Consider the following 22,989-nt stretch of genomic DNA (forward strand, 5'->3'; position numbering starts at 1 on the left):
CATCGTGCGAAGATCGTGCCCGGGGCGGAGGAATTCTGCATAATCGGTCGGAAGTCACCGCACGGGCCGAAGGTTCGTCGACGGAGTGGGGGAGCGGGCGCATGCCACCGAAGGATCTGCACGACCTCGACGACCTGGATCCGGTCGACCGGACCCTGGTGCGCCTCCTCCGCGCAGACGCGCGGACGCCCAACAGCCGGCTCGCCGAGCGCGCCGGCATCGCCCCGTCGACCTGCGTCGCACGCGTCCGGGGCCTCGTCGAGCGCGGCGTCATCACCGGCTTCACCGCCGAGCTCGACCCGGCGGCGCTCGGCCTGACCCTGCAGGCGCTGATCAGCGTCAGCATCCGCGTCGGCCAGCGCCAGGCGATCACGCGCTTCGCGGAGGAGATCCGCGCGCTGCCCGAGGTGGTGCAGGTGTTCTTCCTCGGCGGCTCGGAGGACTTCATCATCCACGTCGCGGTCCGCGACTCCAGCGACGTGCGGGACTTCGTGGTCTCGAACCTCTCGGCGAACCCGGCGGTGGCCTCGACGCGCACGAGCCTGGTGTTCGACCACCACCGCAAGGGCCCGGCGGTCCCCGAGTAGCGCGAGCCGGCGCGGCCCGAGCGGCCGCTCGACCCGCGCCCGTCCCTCGGGGCTAGTGCGCCCCGGGGTTCACGTCGCCGCCCCCGCGCTGCATGAGTCCGGGGATGCGCTTGGCGAGCCCCGGGATCGCCTCGTCCGAGATCGAGATCCGCGTGTCGCGCAGGCGCTGGCGCAGCAGGGTCTCGACGTCCTCCTCCGGTCGCAGCTCGGCGTCGCCGGCGACCTGCAGCAGCACGCCGCGCAGCTTCTCGTCGAGCTGCGCGTCGTCGCTGCCGTGCTGGATCGGGTGGTCCTGGGATGCGTTCGTCATGCCTCCATGCTGGCACCGGCGACCCCGAGCCGAGAGGACTTGCGCCGCGGCAGGATGGTCGCATGCCGTTCACCCGCGCCGAGCTCGCAGCGTTCCAGGACCGCACCGTCGAGGACCTGCTGGGCGACGACGTCCGGCTCCTCTTCGTCGGCATCAACCCGGGGCTGTGGACCGCCGCCACCGGCGCGCACTTCGCCCACCCCGGCAACCGCTTCTACCCGGCGCTCGTCGCGGCCGGGATCCTCGAGCGCGCGCCGCGCGTGTCCGAGGGGATGAGCGCCGCGGACCGCGCGGAGCTCGTCTCCCGCGGCGTCGGCATCACCAATCTCGCCTCCCGGGCGACCGCCCGTGCCGACGAGCTGACCGCGGAGGAGCTGCGCGAGGGCGCTCAGCGGCTGGTCGCCACCGTGGAGCGGGTGCGGCCCCGGGCCGTCGCGGTCGTCGGCATCACCGCCTACCGGATCGCGTTCGGACGCCGCAGGGCGGTGCAGGGCAGGCAGGAGGAGGACGTGGCGGGCGCGCCGCTCTGGGTGCTGCCGAACCCGAGCGGCCTGAACGCGCACGACACCGTCGCCTCGCTCGGGCGCGCCTACCGCGAGCCGGCGCTCGAGGCGGGGATCGTCTCTTCCGACGCGCTCCTGCCCGGGGACGTCGGACCCCGCCCGCAGGAATAGCCGTCGACCTCCGGAGGTTGCAGAAGTCCATGAGTATGCATGAAGTCAAGTTCGGCGTCGACACGTTCGGCGACGTCACCGCCGGCCCGGACGGCGCCCCGCTGCCGCACGGCCAGGTCCTCCGCGACGTGGTCGAGGAGGGAGTCCTGGCCGACCGCGTCGGCATCGACTTCTTCGGGATCGGCGAGCACCACCGCGCCGACTTCGCCGTGAGCGCACCGGACGTCGTGCTCGCCGCCATCGCGGCCCGCACCGAGCGCATCCACCTCGGCTCCGCCGTGACGGTCCTCTCCTCGGACGACCCGGTGCGCGTCTACCAGCGCTTCGCCACCCTCGACGGACTCTCCGGCGGCCGGGCCGAGGTCATCCTCGGCCGCGGCTCCTTCACCGAGTCCTTCCCGCTCTTCGGCTACGACCTCGCGCAGTACGAGGTCCTCTTCGAGGAGAAGCTCGACCTCTTCCACGCCCTGATCCAGGGCGGCCCGGTCACCTGGCAGGGCACGACCCGCCCCGCGCTCACCGAGCAGAGCGTCTACCCGACCCTCGACAACGGCACCCTCCGCACCTGGATCGGCGTCGGCGGCAGCCCCGAGTCGGTCGTCCGCGCCGCCCGGTACGGCTTCCCGCTCGTCCTGGCGATCATCGGCGGCTCGCCGGCCCGCTTCCGCCCCTACGTCGACCTCTTCGGCCGCGCGCTCGACCAGCTCGAGCAGCCCCGCCTCCCGGTCGCCGTGCACTCGCCCGGCTTCGTCGCCGACACCGACGAGGAGGCGCGCGAGCTGTACTTCCCGCACCACAAGGCGATGATGGACGCCATCGGCCGCGAGCGCGGCTGGTCCCCGATGACCCGCGAGCGCTTCGAGGAGGAGGCCGGCCCCGACGGCGCCATCCACCTCGGCTCGCCCGAGACGGTCGCCCGGAAGATCGCGCGAACGGTCGAGGCCCTGGGCATCGACCGCTTCGACCTCAAGTACAGCGCCGGGACGTTGCCGCACGCGGCGATCATGCGCAACATCGAGCTCTACGGCACGCAGGTCATCCCGCGGGTGCGCGAGCTGCTCGCGCACTGACCCCCGCCGGGCGCCCGTTCCCCCGCTGGGCGCTCGGCGCGTTCCGAGCCGACGCGGTGCGCGCTCCCACCGGGCGCCCGGCCCGCGTCGATACACTCGGAACCCCCCGCCCCGACCCTCCCGGAAGCACATGCCCGACAGCCACGCCGCCCGCACCCCCTACGAGGTGCTGGGCGTCGCCGCCACCGCGTCCGACGACGAGCTCCGCCGGGCGTACCGGCTCCGCCTCCGCGAGACCCATCCGGACACGGGAGGCGACGCCGCATCGTTCCACGCGGTGCAGCTCGCCTGGGAGCGGATCGGCAGCGCCTCCGCCCGCGGCGACTACGACCGAGGCGCTCCCGCCCCCGGGAGGTCCTCCCCGCAGTCGCCGTACACCGGCTCACCGCGCCCGCAGACCGCCTCGGCCGTGCGCGCCCGCTCCTACGGTCACCCGGGAGGCGCAGCGCGCGAGTACTACCTGCGCCTGGTGCGCGAGTGGCTCGGCCGCGGCGTCGAGACCGAGGACCCCTTCGACCCGGCGATCGTCCGCTCCGCTCCTCGCGAGGTCCGCTCCTGGCTCGCGAAGGCTCAGGCCGAGGAGGCGACGGCCGCGCTCGTCGGCGCGCTCGGCATCGCCTACACGATCTGGAACGACGTCGCGGTCGGCGACGGCGGGCTCAAGATCGACCACCTCGTGCTCGGGCCGGCCGGCCTGCTCGCGCTGACCTCCGCCGACTGGGGCGACCCGGTCCGCCTGAGGAAGGGCGAGCTCGAGGGCCCCGGGATCGCCGAGGACGAGAAGCCGATCGCCTCGCTCGCGAAGGCCGCGCGCCGTCTCGGCCGCGAGCTGGGCGTCCGGTTCTCGACGAGCGTCGTGGTCGTGCCGGACGACGCGCTGGAGCAGCCGTTCGAGCAGGTCGAGCGCGGCAGGCACCAGGGCGCCGTCGTCATCCGCCGCTCGCTGCTGCCGCAGCTGCTGCGCTCCGGCACGGACGACCCGCGGCTCGGCGGGTACGGCGAGTCGTTCGAGGTCCGCACCCGGGTGCAGAACCGCATCCGCTTCGTCTGACGCCGCGCTAGCCGCCGCTCGCGACCGGGGCAAGGGGTTAGCGCGCATCCGGCGCCCCGCCCACCATGGGACGTGCCCCCGGGCATCCACGACGAGCGGAACGAGGACGGACGATGGTGCGATTCGGATACACCCTGATGACCGAGCAGAGCGGACCCAAGCAGCTGGTGGGCTACGCGGTCGACGCCGAGAGGCTCGGCTTCGAGTTCGCGGTCTCGAGCGACCACTACTCGCCGTGGCTGACCGAGCAGGGGCACGCCTCCTACGCCTGGACGCTGCTCGGAGCGGTCGCGCAGGCCACGTCGACCATCGACCTCACGACCTACGTCACCGCGCCGACCATCCGCTACCACCCGGCCGTGGTCGCGCAGAAGGCCGCGACGCTCGCGATCCTCTCCGACGACCGCTTCACGCTCGGCCTCGGCTCGGGCGAGAACCTCAACGAGCACGTCGTCGGCGAGGGCTGGCCCTCGGTCGCCGTGCGCCAGGACATGCTCGAGGAGGCCGTCCACCTCATCCGCGAGCTGCACACCGGCGAGCTGGTGACCTGGGAGGGCGAGTACTTCCGCGTCGACTCCGCCCGCATCTGGGACCTGCCGGACACGCCGGTCGAGATCGGCCTGGCGGTCTCGGGGGAGAAGTCGATCGCCCGCTTCGCGCCGATCGGCGACCACCTCATCACGACCGAGCCCGACGCGGAGCTGATCTCGCAGTGGACCGCGGTCCGCGGTGCGGACGCCGCCCCCTCGCGCACGATCGGCCAGATCCCGATCTGCTGGGCGCCGGACAAGGAGCAGGGAGTGGCGCTGGCCCACGAGCAGTTCCGCTGGTTCGCCGGCGGCTGGGCGGTCAACTCCGATCTGCCGACCCCCGCCGGCTTCGCCGGAGCGAGCCAGTTCGTGCGCCCGGAGGACGTCGCCGAGCAGATCGCCTGCGGCCCCGACCTCGACGAGCTCGCCCAGAGCTTCGTGCCCTACATCGAGGCGGGCTTCACCGACATCGCCCTCGTCCAGGTCGGCGACGAGCTGCAGCAGCGGTTCCTCGACGAGGCGGCGGAGGGGCTCCTGGAGCGCCTGCGCGCACTCGCCCCCTGAGGCCGCCGGCGGGTCGCGCGGTCAGAATCCGCGGAGGCGCTCGATGTCGCGCCGGTCGCGCTTCGTCGGGCGGCCCGCTCCGCGGTCACGGACGATCACGCCCGGCGCGGACTCCCGGGGTGGCGGCGGGGGCGTCCGGTCCTCCATGCACTCGGCGGCCACCGGCGCACCGACCCGCTTGACCACGAGTCCGCGGACGATCAGCTCCCGGTCGAAGCCGCCGATCCGGGCGCGGACCTCATCGCCCACCCGCACGGTCTGCGCCGCCTTGGCCCGCTCGCCGTTGACGCGGATGTGGCCGGCCCGGGCCGCGGTCGTCGCGGCGGAGCGCGTCTTGTAGATGCGCACCGCCCAGAGCCACGCGTCCACCCGCACGGCACCGGTCACCGGGATCTGCATCCACCCAGTCTACGAACGGCGCCCGCTCGCCACCCACCCCGCGGTCCTACACTGGCCGCCGACAAGGAGGTTCCCATGAACCGAGACGACAGCATCTACACCGGAGCGGACGACGCGCTGCGGAGCGGCGACGACCGCATGGTCGCGGCGAACGACAGCTCCGGAGCCGGCGGAACCCGCGGCGACGTCGGCATGAGCACGACGAGCGGCGAGGGCATCGGGGTCCCCACCCGCGGCGCGCCTCCGCAGAGCGGATCCCCGTCCGAGCTGCGCCCCACCGGCTTCCCGCACGCGGGCTTGGAGTTCTCGCTCGTCCCGTCCGGGCACGAGGAGTGGCGGATCGAGCACCCGGGCGGTCGCACCGTCGGCGTCCTCGCCGTCATCTCGCACGCGGGCGAGGAGTCGGAGGCCGTGTTCGTCACGCGCCGCGTCGGCTCCGAGGACGCCGTGGCCGAGGGCACCGACTGGCGCGGCATCGTCTCGGCCGTGATCAACGACGAGGCGGCGGACGAGCGCGATCCGGTGCAGCTCGACCCCACCGTCGAGCACGTCCGCGGCGGACTGATCAGCCGCGGCCCTGCGGACGTCGACGGCCTCTCCTGAGCCCTCTCTCCTCCGGGACGCCGTCCGCGCTCGGCGCGGGGCGTCCCACGGGGGAGGATCGGAGTCTCAGCGGGCGAGCAGCGCGGCGTTGATCCGGGCCGAGAGGTCGGCGTCGACGCGGCGGTCGGTCCCGTCGACGGCGCGGACGGGAGCGGCGTTGCGCGCGCTCGAGACCAGCCACGCCGCGTCCGCCGCCTCCAGATCGCCCGAGCGCAGCGGACGCACCGCCGTCTCGAGGCCGAGGCCCAGCGCGAGCGCGAACAGGTCGGCCTGCGTGGTGCCGGGCAGCAGCCCGAGGCTCGGCGGAGGAGTCACGAGCTCCCCGCCCGTCAGCAGCACGAGGTTCGAGGTCGGCCCCTCGAGCAGGTAGCCGTCGCTCGACACGAACAGGGCGTCGTCGGCGCCGCGCCGGGCGGCCTCCCGCGCGGCCGCACGGTTCACCGCGTACGAGAGCGTCTTCGCGCCGGCGAGCAGCCAGGGGGACGTCGACTGCACGTCCGAGCGCAGCCCGCGGTCCAGGAGCACCACGCGCACGCCGTCGCGGCGGGCCGGGCCGAAGTCCGGGCTGGTCTGGACGAAGACGACGCCGGTGGGCCGCCCGCCGCCCTCGACGCCGCGGGTCAGGATCGTCTTCACCATCGCCTCGGCGACGGGCGGGTGCGCGGCCACCGCCGCTCCGATCGCCTCGAGCCAGGCGGGCCGGTCCGGCCGGGGCAGGTCGAGCATCCGGGCCGAGCGCTCGAAGCGGTCCAGGTGCGCGTCGAGCGCCTGGAGCCGTCCGTCGACCAGGTTGATCGTCTCGAACACGCCGTCGCCGCGGGTGAAGCCGAGGTCGGTGACGTCCAGATCGCCGCGCCCGCTCGGATCGATGCGGTGCGCGGGTCCTCCCGGCGAGTGCGCCTCGGCGTCGAGGGAGGGTCGGTCGAGGACGACGAGGGTCTCAGCGGGCATGGGCGGTGCGGTCCTTCCGGGAGCGGCGGCGGGGGGAGAAGCGGAGCAGCGCGATCGTCAGCAGGGCGCCGATCAGGGAGCCGCTGCCGTTCGAGACGAGGTCCTGCACGTCGGAGACGCGGGTCGGCAGCCACAGCAGCTGCGCTGTCTCGACGGCCGCCGACACGGCGAGCCCGATGACGGCGGCCCACAGGCGGCGACCCGCCGGCAACTGCGCGGCGATCAGCGCACCGAGCGGCACGAAGAGCAGCACGTTCGCGGTGAACTCCGCCACGTCGAAGTCGAACCAGCCGGTGAGCGGCGTGGAAGCGAGGAAGGCGATGATCCCGCGGATCAGCGCGTTGGGCTCCCCGGCCGGGTAGGGCGCGGGCGTCAGCGTGATCAGGGCGATCAGCGCGAGCCAGGCGAGCGTCGCGAGGCGGAGGGGTCTCGAGCGGCGCATCGTCCGATTCTGCCAGCCCGTCGGGGTCGGGTGCGGCGGGCGCGGTGTGGGAGGCTGGAGGGCATGACCAGCGAGGACCCCGGCGCGGACGCCGTGCTCCCGCGCCACCCCTTCGACGCGTCGCTCGGCGACGGCTGGGTCGAGATCGGCGACGGACGCCGCTTCTGGGGGCGCTTCGGCGCCGCCGGCCTCCTCCTGCGCGATCCGTCGGGACGCGTCCTGCTCCAGCACCGCGTCAGCTGGAGCCACTTCGGGGACACCTGGGGGCTGCCCGGCGGCGCCCGTCACCCCGAGGAGACGGCCTTCGAGGCGGCCCTCCGGGAGTCGGAGGAGGAGGCGGGCGTCCCCGCCGACCTGATCCGGCCCGTGCTCTCCAGCGTCGTCGTGATCGGACCGTGGAGCTACTCCACAGTCCTGGCCGAGTCCCGCGAGCACTTCACTCCCCGTATCAGCGACGCCGAGAGCACCGAGCTGCGCTGGGTCGCCCCCGACGAGGTCGACTCCCTGCCGCTGCACCCGGGCTTCGGAGCGGCCTGGCCGGGCCTGCGCGCGCTCGGCTCCTCGATCCCGGTGCTCGTCGTGGACGCCGCCAACGTGGTCGGCTCACGCCCCGACGGCTGGTGGCGCGACCGCGCCGGCGCCGCGGAGCGCCTCCTCGCCTCCCTGGCCCGCCTCGCGGAGGCCGGCGTCCCCGGCCGTCTCCTGGGGATCGACGCCGACACGGTCTGGCCGCGCATCGCCGTGGTGCTCGAGGGAGTGGCGCGCGCCGCCCGTCCTGAGCCGGGCGCTCTCACGGAGCGGCTCACGGTCCACTCGGCCGACGGCTCGGGCGACGACGCGATCGTCGAGCTGGTCGGCGCGCTCGAGACCGCGGTCGTCGTGACGGCCGACCGGGGACTGGCCGCCCGCGTCGAGGCGCTCGGGGCCGCCGTGGTCGGTCCGCGCTCGCTGCTCGACCTCCTCGATCCCGCCCGGGAATAGGCCGCGGGGGCACCCGGTTGCATCCCCCATGGCTACGACTGCGATGACCCTCGACTCCCACGACCAGACGATCGCCGACGGCATCGTCCTCATCGACTTCTGGGCCGACTGGTGCGGCCCGTGCAAGCAGTTCGCTCCGGTCTTCGAGGCCACGAGCGAGAAGAACGCCGACATCACGTTCGCGAAGGTCGACACGGAGGACCAGCAGCAGCTCGCCGCGAGCTACGGCATCTCCTCCATCCCCACCCTCGTGGTGTACCGCGACGGCATCCCGCTGATGGCTCAGCCCGGCGCCCTGCCCGCCCCCGCGCTCGACAACCTGATCGAGCAGGTCCGCGGCCTCGACATGGTCGAGGTGCGCCGCCAGTACGAGGAGGCGAAGGCCGCTCAGGAGGCCGGCGTCGCCCCGCAGGCCTGATCCGCCCGGCGCCTCGACCCGCTCCGCAGGCGGGAGGCGCCCGCAGACGCACGAGAACCCCCGGCAGCCGTGAGGCCGCCGGGGGTTCCGTCGTTCCGAGCCGGGATCAGCCGGTGTTCTGCAGACCCGCCGCGACTCCGTTGACCGCGAGCAGGAGCAGCCGCTGGTTCTGCTCCGTCCCGGATCCGCCCGGGTCGGTGCGGAGCGCCTTCAGTGCGCGCAGCTGCAGGAGCGAGAGCGCGTTGACGTACGGGGTGCGCAGGCGCACGGCACGGCCGAGCACGCGGTGGCCCGTGAGCAGGCTCTCCTCGCCGGTGATCGAGAGCACCCACCGGCGGGTGAGCGCCATCTCGTCGAGCACGAGTCCGGCGAGGTCGTCGCGGGAGTCGAGGGCGAGGTAGCGGCGGGCGATGCCCTCGTCGGTCTTCGCAAGCGACATCTCGACGTTGTCGACCATCGTCGTGAACAGCGGCCAGGAGGCGTAGGCCTCGCGGAGCAGGTCGAGGTCGCCGACGGCCTCGAGCGCGCTGCCCAGCCCGAACCAGCCGGTCAGGTTGACGCGGGCCTGGGTCCAGGCGAAGACCCACGGGATCGCTCGCAGGTCCTCGAGCGACTCGACGGAGAGGCCGCGGCGGGCCGGACGCGAGCCGAGGGCGAGCAGGCCCACCTCCTCCTGCGGGGTGACCCGGGCGAACCACGGCGCGAAGCCGTCGGCCTTCACGAGCTCGAAGAAGCGGCGGCGCGACTCGCGGTCCATCGTCGCCGCCACCTCGGCGAAGCGCTCCGCGGCGCCCGCGTTGCGCTCGCCGACAGCGGGGGAGGAGGCGAGCAGCGTCGCTCCCGCCACCTGCTCGATGTGCCGGGTGGCGATGTCCGGGTTGCCGTAGCGGGCGAAGATGACCTCGCCCTGCTCCGTCAGCTTGAAGCGGCCGTCCACCGATCCGGGCGGCTGCGCGAGGACGGCCCGGTTGGCCGGCCCGCCGCCGCGGCCGAGCGCTCCGCCGCGCCCGTGGAACAGCGTGAGCACGATGCCCTCGTCGGCCGCCCACTGCGCGATGCGCGCCTGCGCGTCGTAGAGCGCGAGCGTCGCCGAGACCGGTCCGACGTCCTTCGACGAGTCGGAGTAGCCGAGCATCACCTCGAGCCGGTTGCCGGTGGCCGCGAGGCGCGCCTGCACCTGGGGGAGGCGGATCATCTCGGCGAGGATGTCGGTCGAGGCGTCGAGGTCGGCGAAGGTCTCGAAGAGCGGGACCGCGTCGATGATCGGCGGCTTGCCGTCGGTCGCCGCCTCGGCCAGTTCGAAGACCGTCCGCAGGTCGTCGGCCGACTGCGTGAAGGAGACGATGTACCGCCTCGCCGCGTCGGTGCCGAAGCGCTCCTGGACCTTCGCGATCGCCCGGAACACCGACAGGACCTCGAGGCCGCGCTCGTCGAGCTCCTCGCCGGCGCGGATCGCGGCGATCGTCTCGCGGTGCACCTTCGAGTGCTGGCGCACCTCGATCTCGGCGAGGTGGAAGCCGAAGGTCTCGAGCTGCCAGACGAAGTCCTGGAGGTCGCCGTAGGCGGCGCGGACGTCCTCGGCCTCGACCAGGGACTCCTGGAGGGTGCGCAGCTCGGCCAGCAGCTCGGCGGCGGCGGAGTAGGCCAGCGGCCCCTCGGACCGGGTCGCGGCCAGGCGCTCGGCCGCGAAGAGCAGGACGCGGCGGTGCGCCTCGTTGGGCGAGCGCTCGGCGATGTCGGCGGCGAGCTCGGGAGCCCGCTCGACGCAGGAGGCCCAGAGCGCCTCGACGGCGGCCGACGGGGGAGTGGTCGACGCGTCGAGGGTCAGCGCGCGGCCCACGCGGCGGGCGACCCGCTCGAGGCCCATGAGGACGTGCTCGGAGGCGATGTCCACCGCAGCGAGGGTCGTCTCGGCGGTGACGAAGGGATTGCCGTCGCGGTCGCCGCCGATCCAGGTGCCCAGGCGGACGAAGGCCGGTGCGACCGGAGCCCGGGTGCCCGAGCCCTCGCCGAGCAGAGCGTCGTCGAGGCGGCGGTAGACGCGGGGGAGCACCGAGAACAGCGACTCGTCGAAGACGCTCATCGCGGTGCGCACCTCGTCGAGGGGAGTGGGCTTGGACTCGCGCAGCGGAGCGGTGCGCCACAGCGTGTCGACCTCGGCCAGCAGCTTGCGGCGGATCTCCACCAGCACGACGCCGCCCATGCGCGGGTCGTCGCGCTGCTCGAGCAGGTCGCTGATGCGGCGGATGGTCGAGGCCACTGCGCGGCGGCGCGCCTCGGTCGGGTGCGCCGTGAGGACCGGGCGGAACTCCAGTCGGGACAGGCGCGCGAACGCCTCGTCCTCCCCGAGCTCCCCGGTCAGCCGGCGCATCGAGGCGAGGATCGAGTCCTCGGGCGACTGCGCGCCGGCGTCGGCCTCGCGCCGGCGCAGCACGCGGACGCGGTGGAACTCCTCCGCCACGTTGACGAGGTGGAAGTAGCAGGTGAACGCCCGGGCGACCTCCTCGGCGCGCTCGAGCGTGAGCGAGGCGACGAACTCCTCCGCCTCCGCGGTCCCGGCGGCGTCGCCGCTGTCGTAGGCGCTGATCGTGAGCGCGCGCAGGCGCTCCACGTCCTCGTAGAGGGAGGGCTCGCCCGACTCGCGGAGCACCTGGCCGAGCAGCTCGCCCAGCAGGTGGACGTCGGCGCGGATCCTCTCGTCGAGCGGAGGCGCGGTCGTCCCGTCGGCGGAGGAGGGGGCGGTGGCGGAGGCGGGTGCTGCGGTCGCGGCGGACGCGTCGGAGAACGGATGCACGGGAGAGACCTTAGCGGCGGTGCGTATCGAGCACATGACGCCTGCGTCACGATCCGAACTGGAATGATCGAGGGGTGACCGTGACAACCGCACCCCCCGCTCCCGCCGTCCAGACCGAGCAGGCGGCACCCCATGTCGTCGTGCTGTTCGGCGCCGTCGGCGACCTGGCCCGGCGCAAGCTCATCCCGGGGATGGCACACCTCGCGCTCTCCTCCCTCGCACCGGACCTGCAGATCGTCGGCACCTCGCTCGAGGAGCACGACGACGCCTCGTTCCGCGCCTTCGCGAAGCTGGCCTACGACGAGTTCGGGAGCCGCTCCCTGACGCCGACGCAGTGGGACGAGTTCGCGTCCAAGCTCCGCTACGTCCCGCAGTCCGCCGGCCCGGCCGCGCTGGCCGCCGCCGTGACCGACGCCGAGGCGGTCCTCGGCCCGGACGTGAGCCGGCTGCACTACCTCAGCGTCCCGCCCAGGGCAGCTCTCTCCGTCGTGCGGATGCTCGCCGAGGCCGGGCTGGTCGAGCGCTCGCGGATCATCATGGAGAAGCCGTTCGGCGTCGACCTCGAGAGCGCGGTCGTCCTCAACGCGGAGCTCCACGAGACCTTCAGCGAGGAGCAGATCTTCCGGATCGACCACTTCCTCGGCAAGGAGCCGGCGCAGAACATCCTCGCCTTCCGCTTCGCCAACGGCCTCTTCGAGCCCATCTGGAACCGCAACTTCATCGATCACGTCCAGATCGACATCCCCGAGCGCCTCACGCTCGACCGTCGCGCCGAGTTCTACGAGTCCACCGGCGCGTACAAGGACATGGTCGTCACCCACCTCTTCCAGGTGCTGGCGTTCATGGCTATGGAGCCGCCGACCGCGCTGGAGCCCCAGGCCATCAGCGAGGAGAAGAACAAGGTCTTCCGCTCGATGCGTCCGCTGAACCCCGAGAACGTGGTGCGCGGCCAGTACATCGGCTACCGCGACGAGCCGGGCGTCGCCGCCGACTCCGAGACCGACACCTTCGTCGCGCTGAAGTGCGAGATCGACAACTGGCGCTGGGCGGGAGTGCCGTTCTACCTCCGCACCGGCAAGCGGATGGCCGAGGGCCAGCGCATCATCTCGATCGCGTTCCGCGAGCCCCCGAAGAGCATGTTCCCGCAGGGCTCCGGAGTCGGTGCCCACGGCCCGGACCACCTCACCTTCGACCTGGCGGACGCCTCGAAGGTCTCGCTCTCGTTCTACGGGAAGCGCCCCGGTCCCGGCATGCGGCTCGACAAGCTGAGCATGCAGTTCGCGCTCCAGGAGACCGACCGCGCGGGCGACGCTCTCGAGGCCTACGAGCGCCTGATCCTCGACGCGATGCGCGGAGACCACACGCTGTTCACCACCGCGGAGGGCATCGAGCGGCTCTGGGAGGTCTCCGCGCCCCTCCTGCAGGATCCGCCGCCCGTCCGTCTCTACGCGCCCGGCTCCTGGGGGCCGAACGCCATCCACCAGCTGATCGCGCCGCACGCCTGGCGCCTGCCGTTCGAGCGGGTCTGGCGCGACAAGCGCTGACCACGCCGCCGTGCGCCCCGCCTAGGCTGGGCGCATGGCGCGCACCGGTGAGGACCGGATCTGGACGGTCCCGAACGTCCTCAGCATGGTGCGCCTCGCCCTGGTGCCGGTGTTCCTCGTGCTCGTGGTCCTCGGTGAGGACGCGCTCGCGCTCCTGACCCTCGTGGTCTCGAGCCTCACCGACTACCTCGACGGCTGGATCGCGCGCCGCTTCGACCAGATGACGCGCCTCGGCCGCGTCCTCGATCCGGCCGCCGACCGCCTCTACATCTTCGCCACCGTCCTGGGCCTCGCGGCCCGCGGACTGGTGCCCTGGTGGCTGGTCGCCGTGCTGCTCGCCCGCGACCTGATGCTCGTGGTCCTGGCGGTCGTCCTGGCGAACAACGGCTACGGACCGCTTCCCGTGCACCACCTGGGGAAATTCGCGACCTTCTGCCTCTTCTACGCGCTCCCGCTGATCATGCTGGGGCAGGCGTTCCCGGCCCTCGCGCCCGCCTCGCTCCCCATCGCCTGGGCCTTCGCGCTGTGGGGCGCGTTCCTCTACTGGTGGGCCGGGATCGTCTACGCCGTCCAGACACGGGACCTCGTCCTGGGGGTCCGCACAGGTGCTCAGGGGTCCGACGAGGGTCACGATTCGGATACGCTGACCTGATAGGAGGTACGTCTTGGTCGAGCCCGTCGGTGGAGCATCATCCGCCCAGCACAATTCCGTTCCCGGTGAGCCGTCGACGGAGACGACTCTGACGTTCACCGACGACATCGGTGCCCAGCTCGCCGCTCTCGACAACCGCGCGTCCCGCGAGGAGGCCGAGGCCGTCGGGGCTCTGCCCTCGGGATCCGCGCTGCTGGTCGTGCGCCGCGGACCGAACACCGGCGCCCGCTTCCTCCTCGACACCGACTCCACGACGGTCGGCCGTCACCCCGACGCGGGCATCTTCCTCGACGACGTCACGGTCTCGCGCCGGCACGCCGAGTTCGTCCGCCGCGGCACGGCGTTCGAGGTCCACGACCTCGGCTCCCTGAACGGCACCTACTTCGACGGGGTCCGGATCGAGTCCGCGATCCTCACCGACGGCTCCGAGGTGCAGGTCGGCAAGTTCCGACTCACCTTCTACGCGTCCCGCGCCGACCTCGTCGCCGCTCCGGACGCGTGAGCCGTGGGCCGCTCCTCCGCGCGCGCCCTCCCCACCGGCTCCGCCGCTCTGCTGAGCATCGGGCAGGTGCTGGCCAGGCTGACCAGTGAGTTCCCGGACGTCACCCCGTCCAAGCTGCGCTTCCTCGAGGAGCAGGGGCTCGTCTCGCCGGCCCGCACCGACTCCGGCTACCGCAAGTTCTCGGGCTCCGACGTCGAGCGGCTCCGGATGATCCTCGCTCTGCAGCGCGACCACTACCTCCCCCTCAAGGTCATCCGCGGATACCTCGACGACATCGACGCCGGACGCGAGCCCGCCCTGCCGGCCGGTGTCGGGGGTCCGAGCGCCTCGCTCCTCGGCCCCGCCACGCGGTTGACCCGCGAGGGCCTCGCGGCCGAGTCCGGTGCCACGCCCGCTCTCGTCCAGGAGGCCATCGCCGCCGGGCTCGTGCGGGGCGGCGACGTGTTCGGGGACGAGGCCGTGACGACGCTCAAGGCGCTCGTCGACCTCGGCCGATCCGGTATCGAGCCCCGCCATCTCCGACCGCTCCGCGTCGCCGTCGAGCGCGAGATGTCGCTCATCGAGAGCGTCGTCGCCTCCAGCGCCCGCCGCGGAGAGGCGTCCGGCTCCGCCGGCGCTGCCGAGAACGCGGTGGGGCTCGCGACCCAGCTGGGCACGATCCGCGGGGCGATGGTGCGCAGCGCCCTCTCGCGGATCGCCCGCTCGTGAGGGCCGCGCCGCCGGCCGTCGGGCGGCCCGTGCGACACGCCGCGGCGCCGAGGCCGATGTCGTTTACTCGGCCTGCGCCGGTCGGTACGGTAGGGAGCGCGTTCGGAGGATCCGGCGTCCGGATCCGAGAGGCACAGGGATGAGAGAAGTCAGCCGCGACGTCAGCGGCCAGCGCGACCTCGTCCTGTTCACCGACGGACTGCCCGAGCTCGACGCCGACGCGGGCTACCGCGGGGCCGTCGCGGCGCGCGCCGCGGGGATCACCTACCGGCAGCTCGACTACTGGGCGCGGACCGAGCTCGTCGAGCCCACCGTGCGCGGCGCGTCCGGCTCCGGAACGCAGCGCCTCTACGGCTTCCGCGACATCCTCGTGCTGAAGCTGGTCAAGCGCCTGCTCGACACCGGGATCTCGCTCCAGCAGATCCGCACGGCGGTCAACCAGCTCCGCGAGTCCGGGGTCGACGACCTCGCGCAGACGACCCTGATGAGCGACGGCGCGAGCGTCTACCTCTGCACCTCGAACGACGAGGTCATCGACCTGCTCAGCCGCGGCCAGGGCGTCTTCGGCATCGCCGTCGGCAAGGTCCTCCGCGAAGTCGAGTCGAGCCTCGTCGAGCTCGACCATCAGTCGGTCGACCCGGGCGACGAGCTCGCCCAGCGCCGCGCCTCCCGCCGCGTCGGCTGACCGCCCACCCCTCGCGGGTCGGCCGCGGCCCCGGGGACTCCGGGGTCTCCTCCGCGCGCTCAGCTGATCAGGAGCGGACCTGCCTGCAGCCGTGCTGAGCGGGCAACGGGCGGCACCCGAGTCTCACCGAGCTGGTCGAATAGCGGGCCCCGCCCGCGTGATCCGTCCGCCGGACGCGAGCTCCCCGCCGATCACGCCCGCTAGCATGCGGGTCCGATGACGGGCTCCGTCCGTGTCCCGCCCTGCGGATCCGACGATGGGCTCCGCCCGCGCATCGAGAGCCCGCGCTGAACTCCGACGCCGAGCGTCCGCCGGCGCCGTCCCTGGCACTCCTCGGGCACCGAGCATCGCCCGCGTCCCGAGACCTCGAGCCGGAGGAGTCCGGCGGACCCGCCGGCCCTAGGTCGCGGCGGGGACCTGCTCGCCGATGCGACCGGTGCGGATCACGCGGTCGAGCAGCAGGTCGAAGTTGTGCGCCATCTCCTGAGCGCTCTCCCCGGGCCAGACGTGCACGGGCTTCGCCGCGCCCTGCGCCTGCTGGAGGGAGGTGCGCTCCGGGAGCTGCGGGCTGAGCACGAGCGGTCCGAACATGTCGCGCAGCTCCTTGATCCGGAACTGGTGCTCCAGCGACTGGACGCGGGCGCGGTTGACGATGATGCCCAGCGGCTGGAGGCGCGGGCTGAGTCCGCGGCGGATCTCCTCGATCGCCCGGAGCGCCCGGTCGGCGGCGGCCACCGAGAACAGGCCCGGCTCCGTGACGACGGCGACGCGGTCGCTCGCGGCCCAGGCCGTGCGGGTCAGGGCGTTGAGCGAGGGGGCGCAGTCGATCAGCACGAGGTCGTAGTCGGCCTCGACGCTCGCGAGGGCCTCCTCGAGCTTCCAGATGTCGCGGATGCTGGGGTGCGGCCCGTCGAAGTTGATCGCGGAGGGGCTGCCGATCAGCACGTCGATCGTGCCGTGGTGCTCCTTGGTCCAGCCGGAGGGGGCGATCGCCGAGCGGACGATCTTCTCCTTCGGCGACGTCAGGACGTCGGCGATGTTGAGGTGGCCGGCGACGTTGATGTCCATTCCGGTCGACACGTCGGACTGGGGATCGAGGTCGACGACCAGCGTTCGCAGGCCCTTCGAGAACGCCGCGGATGCAAGGCCGAGCGTCACCGTGGTCTTGCCGACGCCGCCCTTGAGGGAGCTCACGCTGAGTACATGCATGGCTGACTACTTTACGTTCCTCCGGGCGGCAGAACCTAACCGTTCGCTGCACGCGCCGTCCGCGCCGCCTCCGGAAGCGGGCCGCACTAGCAGTCGGAGCGCGCTCCGACCAAGCCGCCCGGCGCGATCCGGGCCCGCCGGTACACTCGTCCTGAGCGGAAGGAGGCTCGTTCGCATGGATGAGCGCAACGACGAACAGCCCGACACCGACACCGGCACCGGTCCCACGCCGCGGACCGCCATGGACGCGGCTCGGGAATCGGGTCAGTACTCCCCGCGAGCGAGCGACACCGCTCCGACCCTCCTGCCCGACGGCGTGCGGATCACCCCGCCCGGCCCGCGGCGCCGCTCCACCGCCCCCGCTCCGGTCGAGGACGAGGACGCGATCGACGTCGGCCGCCTCGGCCTGCCGCCCTCGCGCTCGCGCGCTCTCGTGCCCCCGGAGCTGAGTCCTGCTCCGACCCCCTCACCGGCTCCCGCTCACCCGTCCGGCGCGAACGGACCGGTCTCGGCGGGGATCCCCGCCCGAGCGGAGTCCGCCGAGAAGCCCGCGGCGTCCGAGTCCGCGGGGGAGCCCGCCGCCGTCCCCACGCGCCGCGACCGCCTCCGCGCCGAGTCCTCGAGCGCCGCTCCCGCCCCGTCCGCGCCGAGCGCCGCCGTCCCCGAGTCGGCGTCGATGCTCACCCCGGACAGGCTCCTGGAGGTCAACCGCAAGACCCGTCCCGCTCCCACGGGCGGCTGGCACCGCTTCCTCTACGGCCTGACCTTCCACACGGTCAACCTCGGCGACTCCGCGAAGGTGAAGGCGTGGAAAGCGATGGACGAGCGGATCGGCCGGCAGTTCGAGGGCGGCACCCGCTTCGTCCCGGTCATGACCCGCAAGGGCGGCGTCGGCAAGACCACGGTCACGACGCTCCTGGGCGTGGCCCTCGCCGACGCGCGCGAGGACCGCATCATCGCGGTCGACGCGAACCCCGACCGCGGCACCCTGGCCGAGCGCGTCCCCAAGCAGACGCGGGCGACCGTCCGCGACGTCGTGAACCGCGCGGCCGGCGTGACGGGGTTCACCGAGTTCTCGACGATGGTCTCCCGCGACGAGACCCGCCTCGACGTCCTCGCCTCCGACACCGACCCGCAGCTCTCCGAGGCCTTCGACGAGGACGACTACAACGTGGTCGCCGACCTGGTCGAGCGCTTCTACTCGATCATGCTCACCGACTGCGGCACGGGCATCGTGCACTCGGTGATGCGGCCCACGCTGCAGCGCGCCGACACGGTGGTGATCGTCTCGGGCGGCAGCGTCGACGAGGCCCGCCTGGCCTCCGAGACCCTCACCTGGCTGGACGCGAACGGCTACGGCGCCCTGGTGCGCAACGCGGTCGTCGCGCTCAACACGGCGACGCAGGGCACGAGCCTGGTGAAGCTGGAGGAGATCGAGTCGCACTTCCGCTCCCGCGTCCGCGACATCGTCCGCATCCCCTACGACCCGGTGCTCGCCGCCGGATCCGTGGTGAAGTGGGAGCAGCTGCGCGAGGGCACGAAGGACGCCGCACGCCTGCTCGCCGCGCTCGTGGTCGAGGGCATGCCGGTCCGACGTGTCTGAGCCCCGGGGCTCCGAGGCGGCGTCCGCCGCGTTCCAGGACCGCACCGACGGACCCGACGCGACCACCGACTCCTTCGACTTGATCGTCATCGGGGCCGGCTCCGGCAACTCGATCGTCGGTCCGGAGTTCGACGGCCTGCGGGTCGCGATCCTCGACGACGGGGAGTGGTTCGGCGGCACCTGCCTCAACGCCGGCTGCATCCCGACCAAGATGTTCGTCCATGTCGCCGACGTGATCACCGACGTCGACCAGGGCGGCCCGATCGGCGTCCACTCCCGCCTCCGCCGCCCCGAGTGGGCCGAGGTGCGCGACCGGGTGTTCGGCCGGATCGACGCGATCAGCGAGGGCGGTTTCGAGTACCGCGATCAGCGCTCCCCGAACGTGACCGTCCTCCGCGAGAGCTTCGGCTTCGAGTCGCTCGGAGACGGCGACCGCCCGCACGTCCTCGTCAGCGCCAGCGGTGCCCGCATCAGTGCGCCGCAGGTGGTCGTGGCCGCCGGCTCGCGGCCCAGGCCGCTCCTCGCCGCGTACGAGCCGGACCCCCGCATCCAGGACTCCTCCTCCGTCATGCGGCTCGACGAGCTCCCCGAGCGGATGCTGATCCTCGGCGGCGGCGCGGTAGCCGTCGAGTTCGCCCACGTCTTCTCCTCCTTCGGCACGGCCGTGACCGTCGCCGTCCGCGGCGACCGCCTCCTCCGCGCCCTCGACGAGGACGTCTCGCGCCGGTTCACCGGGATCGCCGCCGAGCGGTACACGGTGCTCACCGGAGTGAGCGCCGAGAGCGTCGACGCCCGCCCTGACGGGCTCCGCGTCGCCCTCAGCGACGGCACGACGGTCGAGACCGACCTGCTCCTCGTCGCCCTCGGCCGCGACCCCAACAGCGACACGGTCGCCGCCGCCTCCGTCGGGATCGATCTGCACGAGGACGGCCGGATCAGCGTCGACCCCGAGCAGCGCGTCCTCTCCGGCGGACGCCCCGTGCCCGGCCTCTTCGCCCTCGGCGACGTGTCGTCCCGCTGGCAGCTCAAGCACGTCGCCAACCACGAGGCGCGCCTCGTGGCGCACAACCTCCTGCACCCGGGCGAGCTGCTCTCCAACACCCTCTCGCCGGTGCCCGGCGCGATCTTCGCCCACCCGCAGATCGCCCACTTCGGGCTCACCGCGGCCGAAGCGCGGGACCAGGGCCTGGACGTCGTCACCGTCACCCAGGAGTACGGCTCCACCGCCTTCGGCTGGGCGCTCGAGGACGACTCCAGCGCCTGCCTCCTGGTCGTCGGCATCGACGGCGCCCTCCTCGGCGCGCACATCATCGGGCCGCAGGCCAGTATCCTCATTCAGCCGCTCGTCCAGGCCGCCAGCGCCGGCACCGGCATCCGCGGACTCGCCCGCAGCCAGTACTGGCCGCACCCCGCAGCGAGCGAAGTCGTCGAGAACGCCCTCCTGAGCGCGGAGGAGGCCCTGAGGGAGCGCACCACATGACCGAACGCCAGATCCGCATCTTCGGGGACCCGGTGCTGAAGACCCCGTCCACGACCATCGAGACGGTCGACGCCGGCGTCCGCGGCCTCGTCGAGGACCTCGTCGACAGCGTCCGACCGCCCGGACGCGCCGGCGTCGCAGCCCCCCAGATCGGCGTCAACCTCCGCGCCTTCAGCTACAACGTCGACGGCGTCATCGGGTACATCCTCAACCCCGAGATCATCGAGCTCAGCGGAGACCCGCAACCGGTCGACGAGGGCTGCCTCTCCGTCCCGAACCTCTGGTACCCCGCGATCCGCTACCCGCACGCGAAGGTCCGCGGCACCGACCTCGACGGCAACGAGATCGTCCTCGAAGGCGACGGCCTCATGGCCCAGGCCCTCCAGCACGAATGCGACCACCTCGACGGACGCCTCTACCTCGACCGCCTCTCCCAGGACGACCGCCGCGCCGCCATGAAGGCCGTCCGGGAATCCGACTGGTTCTGAGTTGGATTCCGAGCCGGTCCTTGCCCGGCTCGGCGCGGTCGGCTTTTCGAGGTGGGCGCGTTCGGTGGAGCGTCGTGCGTTCCGCCGACGGGAAAGCGCTGGGACGCGCTTTCCCGGATACGGCTGTGTCGAGGGGGGGCGGTCCCTGCCCGGCCCGGCGCGGTCGGCTCAGCGAGGTGGGGGCGTTCCGTGGAGCGTCGGGCGTTCCGCCGACGGGAAAGCGCTGGGACGCGCTTTCCCGGATACGGCTGTGTTGAGGGGGGAGCCGGTCCCTGCCCGGCCCGGCGCGGTCGGCTCAGCGAGGTGGGGGCGTTCCGTAGAGCGTCGTGCGTTTCGCCGACGGGAAAGCGCTGGGACGCGCTTTCCCGGATACGGCTGTGTTGAGGGGGAGCCGGTCCTTGCCCGGCTCCGCGCGGTCGGCTTTTCGAGGTGGGCGCGTTCCGTGAAGCGTCGGGCGTTCCGCCGACGGGAAAGCGCTGGGACGCGCTTTCCCGGATACGGCTGTGTCGAGGGGGGGCCGGTCCTTGCCCGGCTCCGCGCGGTCGGCTTCTCGGGGTGGGCGCGTTCTGTGGAGCGTCGTGCGTTCCGCCGACGGGAAAGCGCTGGGACGCGCCTTTCCGGATACGGCTGTGTCGAGGGGAGCCCGTCCTTGCCCGGCTCCGCGCGGTCGGCCTTTCGAGGTGGGCGCGTTCCGAGGAGCGTCGTGCGTTCCGCCGACGGGATAGAGCTGGGCGCGCTGTCCCGGAGGCGGCTGCGATCGGGACGGCCTGCTGGTGACGCGGGGAGAGCGCGGGGTCAGCGGAGGGAGATGCCCTCGGTGGCGGGGGCGGCGGAGTAGACGGCGGCGATGGTGTCGGCGAAGTCGGCGAGGATGACGTTGCGCTTGATGCTCATCTTCGGAGTCAGGTGACCGCTCGCCTCCGTGAACTCGGTCGGGAGGATCACGAACTTCCGGATCGACTCGGCGCGGGACACGCGCTCGTTCGCCGCATCGACGGCCCGCTGCACCTCGGCCAGAACGACCGGGTTCACGGCCGCGTCCTCGAGTGAGAGGCCCTTGTCCTGCCCGTTGTTCGCGAGCCACGTCGGCAGCATCTCGGAGTCGAGCGTGACCAGAGCAGCGATGAACGGGCGCTGATCGCCGACGACGACGACCTGGCCGACCAGCGGGTTCGCGCGGATCGGATCCTCCAGCGCCGCCGGAGCGACGTTCTTGCCGCCGGCGGTGACGATGATCTCCTTCTTCCGCCCGGTGACGCGCAGGTACCCGTCCTCGTCCAGGGTTCCGAGGTCGCCCGTGCGGAACCACTCGCCGTCGAACGACTCGGCCGTCGCCGCCTCGTTGTTCCAGTAGCCGCCGAAGACGTCGATGCCGCGCACCTGGATCTCGCCGTCACCCGCGATCCGGATCGAGACCCCGGGCATCGCCGGGCCCACCGAGCCGATCTTGAACCGCTCGGTGCGGTTGACCGTGGCAGGCGCCGTCGTCTCCGTGAGGCCGTAGCCCTCGAGGATCTTGATGCCGAGACTGTGGAAGAAGTGCCCGAGCCGGTCTCCCAGCGGCGCCGAGCCGGACACGGCGAAGCGGACGTTCCCGCCCATGGCGGTGCGCAGCTTCGAGTAGACGAGCCGGTCGAAGAGGAGGAACTGCAGCTTCAGAGCGAGCGGCACCGAGCCCGCCTCGAGCGCCATCGAGTGGGCGACGGCGACGTCGGCCGCGCGGCGGAAGATCTTCCCCTTTCCCCCGGCTTCGGCCTTCTGCTCGGCGGAGTTGTAGACCTTCTCGAACACGCGCGGCACGGCCAGGAGGAACGTCGGCTTGAAGGACGCGAGCGAGGGGAGCAGCTGCCTGGTGTCGGCCTGGTGCCCCACCTTCACCCCGCCGTGCACGCAGAGGATCGCGATGAAGCGGGCGAACACGTGCGCCGTGGTGATGAACAGCAGCGTCGACGCGCCGGGCTGGTGGATCAGCTCCGTCAGGGCGACCGCCGAGTTGCGGCTGAGCTCGACGAAGTTCGAGTGCCGGATGATGCAGCCCTTGGGGCGGCCGGTGGAGCCCGAGGTGTAGATGATCGTCGCGATGTCGGTGCCGGTCGCCAGCGAGCGGCGGCGCTCGATCTCGGCGTCCGGCACGTCGACGCCGCGCGCGACGAGCTTGTCCAGATCGCCCAGCCCGATCTGCCAGGCGAGTCGGACCTCGGGAAGGTCGGCGCGGATCTCGTCGAAGCGGGCGAAGTGCTCGGGAGTCTCGACGATCACGGCGTGCGCGCCGGAGTCGGCGAGGTTCCACTGCACCTGCGCGGGGGAGGAGGTCTCGTACACCGGGACGAGGATCCCGCCGGCGAACCAGACGGCGAAGTCGATCAGCGTCCACTCGTATCGCGTCTTGCAGATCAGCCCGACCTTCTCGCCCGGCTCGAGGCCGGCGGCGACGAAGCCCTTCGCGAGGGCCGTGACCTGGTCGAGGAACTCCTGCGCCGTCACATCGCGCCAGCCGTCGCCGTCGAGCAGCGCGAAGAGCGGGCGATCGGGCGTCTCGCGGACGCGGTCCAGCAGGAGGGCGGTCGTGTTGGCCTGGGGATCGGCCGGAACCACCAGGGGGGAATCGAACTGGTCCACGGCAACTCCTTCGGTACCTGAATGAACGTCGTCTCCACCCTACCGGCGCGGCGCAAGCTGTGGATCCGTTCAGGGTAACGATCCAGGGGTGGCTCCGCGAGGAGGGCCGACACGCGTCGCCGGGT

At 72.7% G+C, this 22,989-nt stretch carries 23 protein-coding genes; 16 read left to right on the forward strand and 7 right to left on the reverse strand.

The genetic code is table 11. The features are described from left to right. Positions 1–101 precede the first annotated feature (101 nt). A complete protein-coding gene (locus C5C29_RS10840; RefSeq protein WP_104222560.1) occupies positions 102–587 on the forward strand; it encodes an Lrp/AsnC family transcriptional regulator in 486 nt (161 codons plus the stop codon). A 52-nt stretch (positions 588–639) separates the two neighbouring features. Here the strand turns inward: C5C29_RS10840 and C5C29_RS10845 are convergent, their stop codons facing one another. Next, a complete protein-coding gene (locus C5C29_RS10845; RefSeq protein WP_104222561.1) occupies positions 640–897 on the reverse strand; it encodes a hypothetical protein in 258 nt (85 codons plus the stop codon). Between the two features lie 62 nt (positions 898–959). Between C5C29_RS10845 and C5C29_RS10850 the strand changes: the two genes are divergently transcribed. From C5C29_RS10850 to C5C29_RS10865, 4 genes are all read left to right on the forward strand, one after another. Then, entirely contained in the window at positions 960–1,571 is a 612-nt protein-coding gene (locus C5C29_RS10850) for a mismatch-specific DNA-glycosylase (protein ID WP_104222562.1), read from the forward strand. 35 nt (positions 1,572–1,606) lie between these two features. Further along, positions 1,607–2,641 (forward strand): LLM class flavin-dependent oxidoreductase, encoded by a 1,035-nt coding sequence (locus tag C5C29_RS10855; protein WP_104308387.1) that lies wholly within the window; start codon positions 1,607–1,609, stop codon positions 2,639–2,641. A gap of 130 nt (positions 2,642–2,771) precedes the next feature. Then, positions 2,772–3,692 (forward strand): J domain-containing protein, encoded by a 921-nt coding sequence (locus C5C29_RS10860; protein WP_104222564.1) that lies wholly within the window; start codon positions 2,772–2,774, stop codon positions 3,690–3,692. Between the two features lie 113 nt (positions 3,693–3,805). Continuing rightward, positions 3,806–4,786 (forward strand): TIGR03557 family F420-dependent LLM class oxidoreductase, encoded by a 981-nt coding sequence (locus tag C5C29_RS10865; RefSeq protein ID WP_104222565.1) that lies wholly within the window; start codon positions 3,806–3,808, stop codon positions 4,784–4,786. A 21-nt stretch (positions 4,787–4,807) separates the two neighbouring features. On the opposite strand, the gene C5C29_RS10870 is transcribed toward C5C29_RS10865, so the two are convergent. Then, a complete protein-coding gene (locus tag C5C29_RS10870) occupies positions 4,808–5,185 on the reverse strand; it encodes an RNA-binding S4 domain-containing protein (protein WP_181027140.1) in 378 nt (125 codons plus the stop codon). Positions 5,186–5,260: 75 nt separating this feature from the next. Between C5C29_RS10870 and C5C29_RS10875 the strand changes: the two genes are divergently transcribed. Further along, complete coding sequence (locus C5C29_RS10875) at positions 5,261–5,788, forward strand: hypothetical protein (protein ID WP_104222566.1); 528 nt, start codon at positions 5,261–5,263, stop codon at positions 5,786–5,788. Between the two features lie 66 nt (positions 5,789–5,854). Here C5C29_RS10875 and C5C29_RS10880 read toward each other — a convergent pair whose 3' ends face one another. Together C5C29_RS10880 and C5C29_RS10885 are read right to left on the reverse strand one after the other, a co-directional pair. Further along, positions 5,855–6,739, reverse strand: coding sequence for an aminotransferase class IV (locus tag C5C29_RS10880; RefSeq protein WP_104222567.1), 885 nt, complete (start codon positions 6,737–6,739; stop codon positions 5,855–5,857). Then, on the reverse strand, positions 6,729–7,181 hold the full coding sequence (locus C5C29_RS10885; RefSeq protein WP_104222568.1) for a VanZ family protein: 453 nt from the start codon (positions 7,179–7,181) through the stop codon (positions 6,729–6,731). The genes C5C29_RS10880 and C5C29_RS10885 overlap by 11 nt, the downstream gene beginning before the upstream one ends. Before the next feature lie 63 nt (positions 7,182–7,244). Here C5C29_RS10885 and C5C29_RS10890 point away from each other — a divergent pair, with 63 nt between their 5' ends. Next, positions 7,245–8,162 (forward strand): NUDIX domain-containing protein, encoded by a 918-nt coding sequence (locus tag C5C29_RS10890; protein WP_104222569.1) that lies wholly within the window; start codon positions 7,245–7,247, stop codon positions 8,160–8,162. Positions 8,163–8,190: 28 nt separating this feature from the next. Next, the gene (trxA, locus tag C5C29_RS10895; protein WP_104222570.1) at positions 8,191–8,580 is read left to right on the forward strand and encodes a thioredoxin; all 390 of its coding nucleotides are present in this window, start codon (positions 8,191–8,193) and stop codon (positions 8,578–8,580) included. A gap of 106 nt (positions 8,581–8,686) precedes the next feature. Here the strand turns inward: trxA and C5C29_RS10900 are convergent, their stop codons facing one another. After that, complete coding sequence (locus C5C29_RS10900) at positions 8,687–11,410, reverse strand: phosphoenolpyruvate carboxylase (protein ID WP_104222571.1); 2,724 nt, start codon at positions 11,408–11,410, stop codon at positions 8,687–8,689. A 44-nt stretch (positions 11,411–11,454) separates the two neighbouring features. On the opposite strand from C5C29_RS10900, the gene zwf reads away from it, so the two are divergent. From zwf to C5C29_RS10925, 5 genes are all read left to right on the forward strand, one after another. Next, entirely contained in the window at positions 11,455–12,918 is a 1,464-nt protein-coding gene (zwf, locus tag C5C29_RS10905; protein WP_104222615.1) for a glucose-6-phosphate dehydrogenase, read from the forward strand. A 34-nt stretch (positions 12,919–12,952) separates the two neighbouring features. Beyond that, positions 12,953–13,570 (forward strand): CDP-alcohol phosphatidyltransferase family protein, encoded by a 618-nt coding sequence (locus C5C29_RS10910; protein WP_104222572.1) that lies wholly within the window; start codon positions 12,953–12,955, stop codon positions 13,568–13,570. A gap of 13 nt (positions 13,571–13,583) precedes the next feature. Next, entirely contained in the window at positions 13,584–14,072 is a 489-nt protein-coding gene (locus C5C29_RS10915) for an FHA domain-containing protein (RefSeq protein ID WP_104222573.1), read from the forward strand. Positions 14,073–14,075: 3 nt separating this feature from the next. Then, on the forward strand, positions 14,076–14,780 hold the full coding sequence (locus C5C29_RS10920) for a MerR family transcriptional regulator (RefSeq protein WP_104222574.1): 705 nt from the start codon (positions 14,076–14,078) through the stop codon (positions 14,778–14,780). Between the two features lie 139 nt (positions 14,781–14,919). Further along, positions 14,920–15,465 (forward strand): MerR family transcriptional regulator, encoded by a 546-nt coding sequence (locus C5C29_RS10925; RefSeq protein WP_104222575.1) that lies wholly within the window; start codon positions 14,920–14,922, stop codon positions 15,463–15,465. 399 nt (positions 15,466–15,864) lie between these two features. Here C5C29_RS10925 and C5C29_RS10930 read toward each other — a convergent pair whose 3' ends face one another. Then, on the reverse strand, positions 15,865–16,674 hold the full coding sequence (locus C5C29_RS10930) for a ParA family protein (RefSeq protein WP_104222576.1): 810 nt from the start codon (positions 16,672–16,674) through the stop codon (positions 15,865–15,867). Between the two features lie 175 nt (positions 16,675–16,849). Here C5C29_RS10930 and C5C29_RS17525 point away from each other — a divergent pair, with 175 nt between their 5' ends. From C5C29_RS17525 to def, 3 genes are read left to right on the forward strand one after another with little or no spacing between them, the layout of a single operon-like run. Further along, on the forward strand, positions 16,850–18,277 hold the full coding sequence (locus tag C5C29_RS17525; RefSeq protein ID WP_258069491.1) for a MinD/ParA family protein: 1,428 nt from the start codon (positions 16,850–16,852) through the stop codon (positions 18,275–18,277). Next, complete coding sequence (locus C5C29_RS10940; protein ID WP_104222577.1) at positions 18,270–19,757, forward strand: mycothione reductase; 1,488 nt, start codon at positions 18,270–18,272, stop codon at positions 19,755–19,757. Before C5C29_RS17525 ends, C5C29_RS10940 begins: the two co-directional genes overlap by 8 nt. Continuing rightward, positions 19,754–20,245 carry a peptide deformylase gene (gene def, locus C5C29_RS10945; protein WP_104222578.1) on the forward strand — a complete coding sequence of 164 codons (492 nt, stop codon included), beginning with the start codon at positions 19,754–19,756 and terminating at the stop codon, positions 20,243–20,245. The genes C5C29_RS10940 and def overlap by 4 nt, the downstream gene beginning before the upstream one ends. A gap of 795 nt (positions 20,246–21,040) precedes the next feature. Here the strand turns inward: def and C5C29_RS10950 are convergent. Next, on the reverse strand, positions 21,041–22,864 hold the full coding sequence (locus C5C29_RS10950) for a long-chain fatty acid--CoA ligase (RefSeq protein ID WP_104222579.1): 1,824 nt from the start codon (positions 22,862–22,864) through the stop codon (positions 21,041–21,043). Positions 22,865–22,989: the final 125 nt, after the last annotated feature.

Source organism: Rathayibacter sp. AY1H2 (assembly GCF_002931985.1).
In the GTDB taxonomy this organism is placed as follows: Bacteria; Actinomycetota; Actinomycetes; order Actinomycetales; family Microbacteriaceae; genus Rathayibacter.

Bases quoted from the DNA above. Each gene is read 5' to 3' on its own strand.
- C5C29_RS10840 (WP_104222560.1), top strand. From the start codon at position 102: ATGCCACCGAAGGATCTGCACGACCTCGACGACCTGGATCCGGTCGAC.
- C5C29_RS10845 (WP_104222561.1), bottom strand. From the start codon at position 897: ATGACGAACGCATCCCAGGACCACCCGATCCAGCACGGCAGCGACGAC.
- C5C29_RS10850 (WP_104222562.1), top strand. From the start codon at position 960: ATGCCGTTCACCCGCGCCGAGCTCGCAGCGTTCCAGGACCGCACCGTC.
- C5C29_RS10855 (WP_104308387.1), top strand. From the start codon at position 1,607: ATGCATGAAGTCAAGTTCGGCGTCGACACGTTCGGCGACGTCACCGCC.
- C5C29_RS10860 (WP_104222564.1), top strand. From the start codon at position 2,772: ATGCCCGACAGCCACGCCGCCCGCACCCCCTACGAGGTGCTGGGCGTC.
- C5C29_RS10865 (WP_104222565.1), top strand. From the start codon at position 3,806: ATGGTGCGATTCGGATACACCCTGATGACCGAGCAGAGCGGACCCAAG.
- C5C29_RS10870 (WP_181027140.1), bottom strand. From the start codon at position 5,185: ATGCAGATCCCGGTGACCGGTGCCGTGCGGGTGGACGCGTGGCTCTGG.
- C5C29_RS10875 (WP_104222566.1), top strand. From the start codon at position 5,261: ATGAACCGAGACGACAGCATCTACACCGGAGCGGACGACGCGCTGCGG.
- C5C29_RS10880 (WP_104222567.1), bottom strand. From the start codon at position 6,739: ATGCCCGCTGAGACCCTCGTCGTCCTCGACCGACCCTCCCTCGACGCC.
- C5C29_RS10885 (WP_104222568.1), bottom strand. From the start codon at position 7,181: ATGCGCCGCTCGAGACCCCTCCGCCTCGCGACGCTCGCCTGGCTCGCG.
- C5C29_RS10890 (WP_104222569.1), top strand. From the start codon at position 7,245: ATGACCAGCGAGGACCCCGGCGCGGACGCCGTGCTCCCGCGCCACCCC.
- trxA (WP_104222570.1), top strand. From the start codon at position 8,191: ATGGCTACGACTGCGATGACCCTCGACTCCCACGACCAGACGATCGCC.
- C5C29_RS10900 (WP_104222571.1), bottom strand. From the start codon at position 11,410: ATGTGCTCGATACGCACCGCCGCTAAGGTCTCTCCCGTGCATCCGTTC.
- C5C29_RS10910 (WP_104222572.1), top strand. From the start codon at position 12,953: ATGGCGCGCACCGGTGAGGACCGGATCTGGACGGTCCCGAACGTCCTC.
- C5C29_RS10925 (WP_104222575.1), top strand. From the start codon at position 14,920: ATGAGAGAAGTCAGCCGCGACGTCAGCGGCCAGCGCGACCTCGTCCTG.
- C5C29_RS10930 (WP_104222576.1), bottom strand. From the start codon at position 16,674: ATGCATGTACTCAGCGTGAGCTCCCTCAAGGGCGGCGTCGGCAAGACC.
- C5C29_RS17525 (WP_258069491.1), top strand. From the start codon at position 16,850: ATGGATGAGCGCAACGACGAACAGCCCGACACCGACACCGGCACCGGT.
- def (WP_104222578.1), top strand. From the start codon at position 19,754: ATGACCGAACGCCAGATCCGCATCTTCGGGGACCCGGTGCTGAAGACC.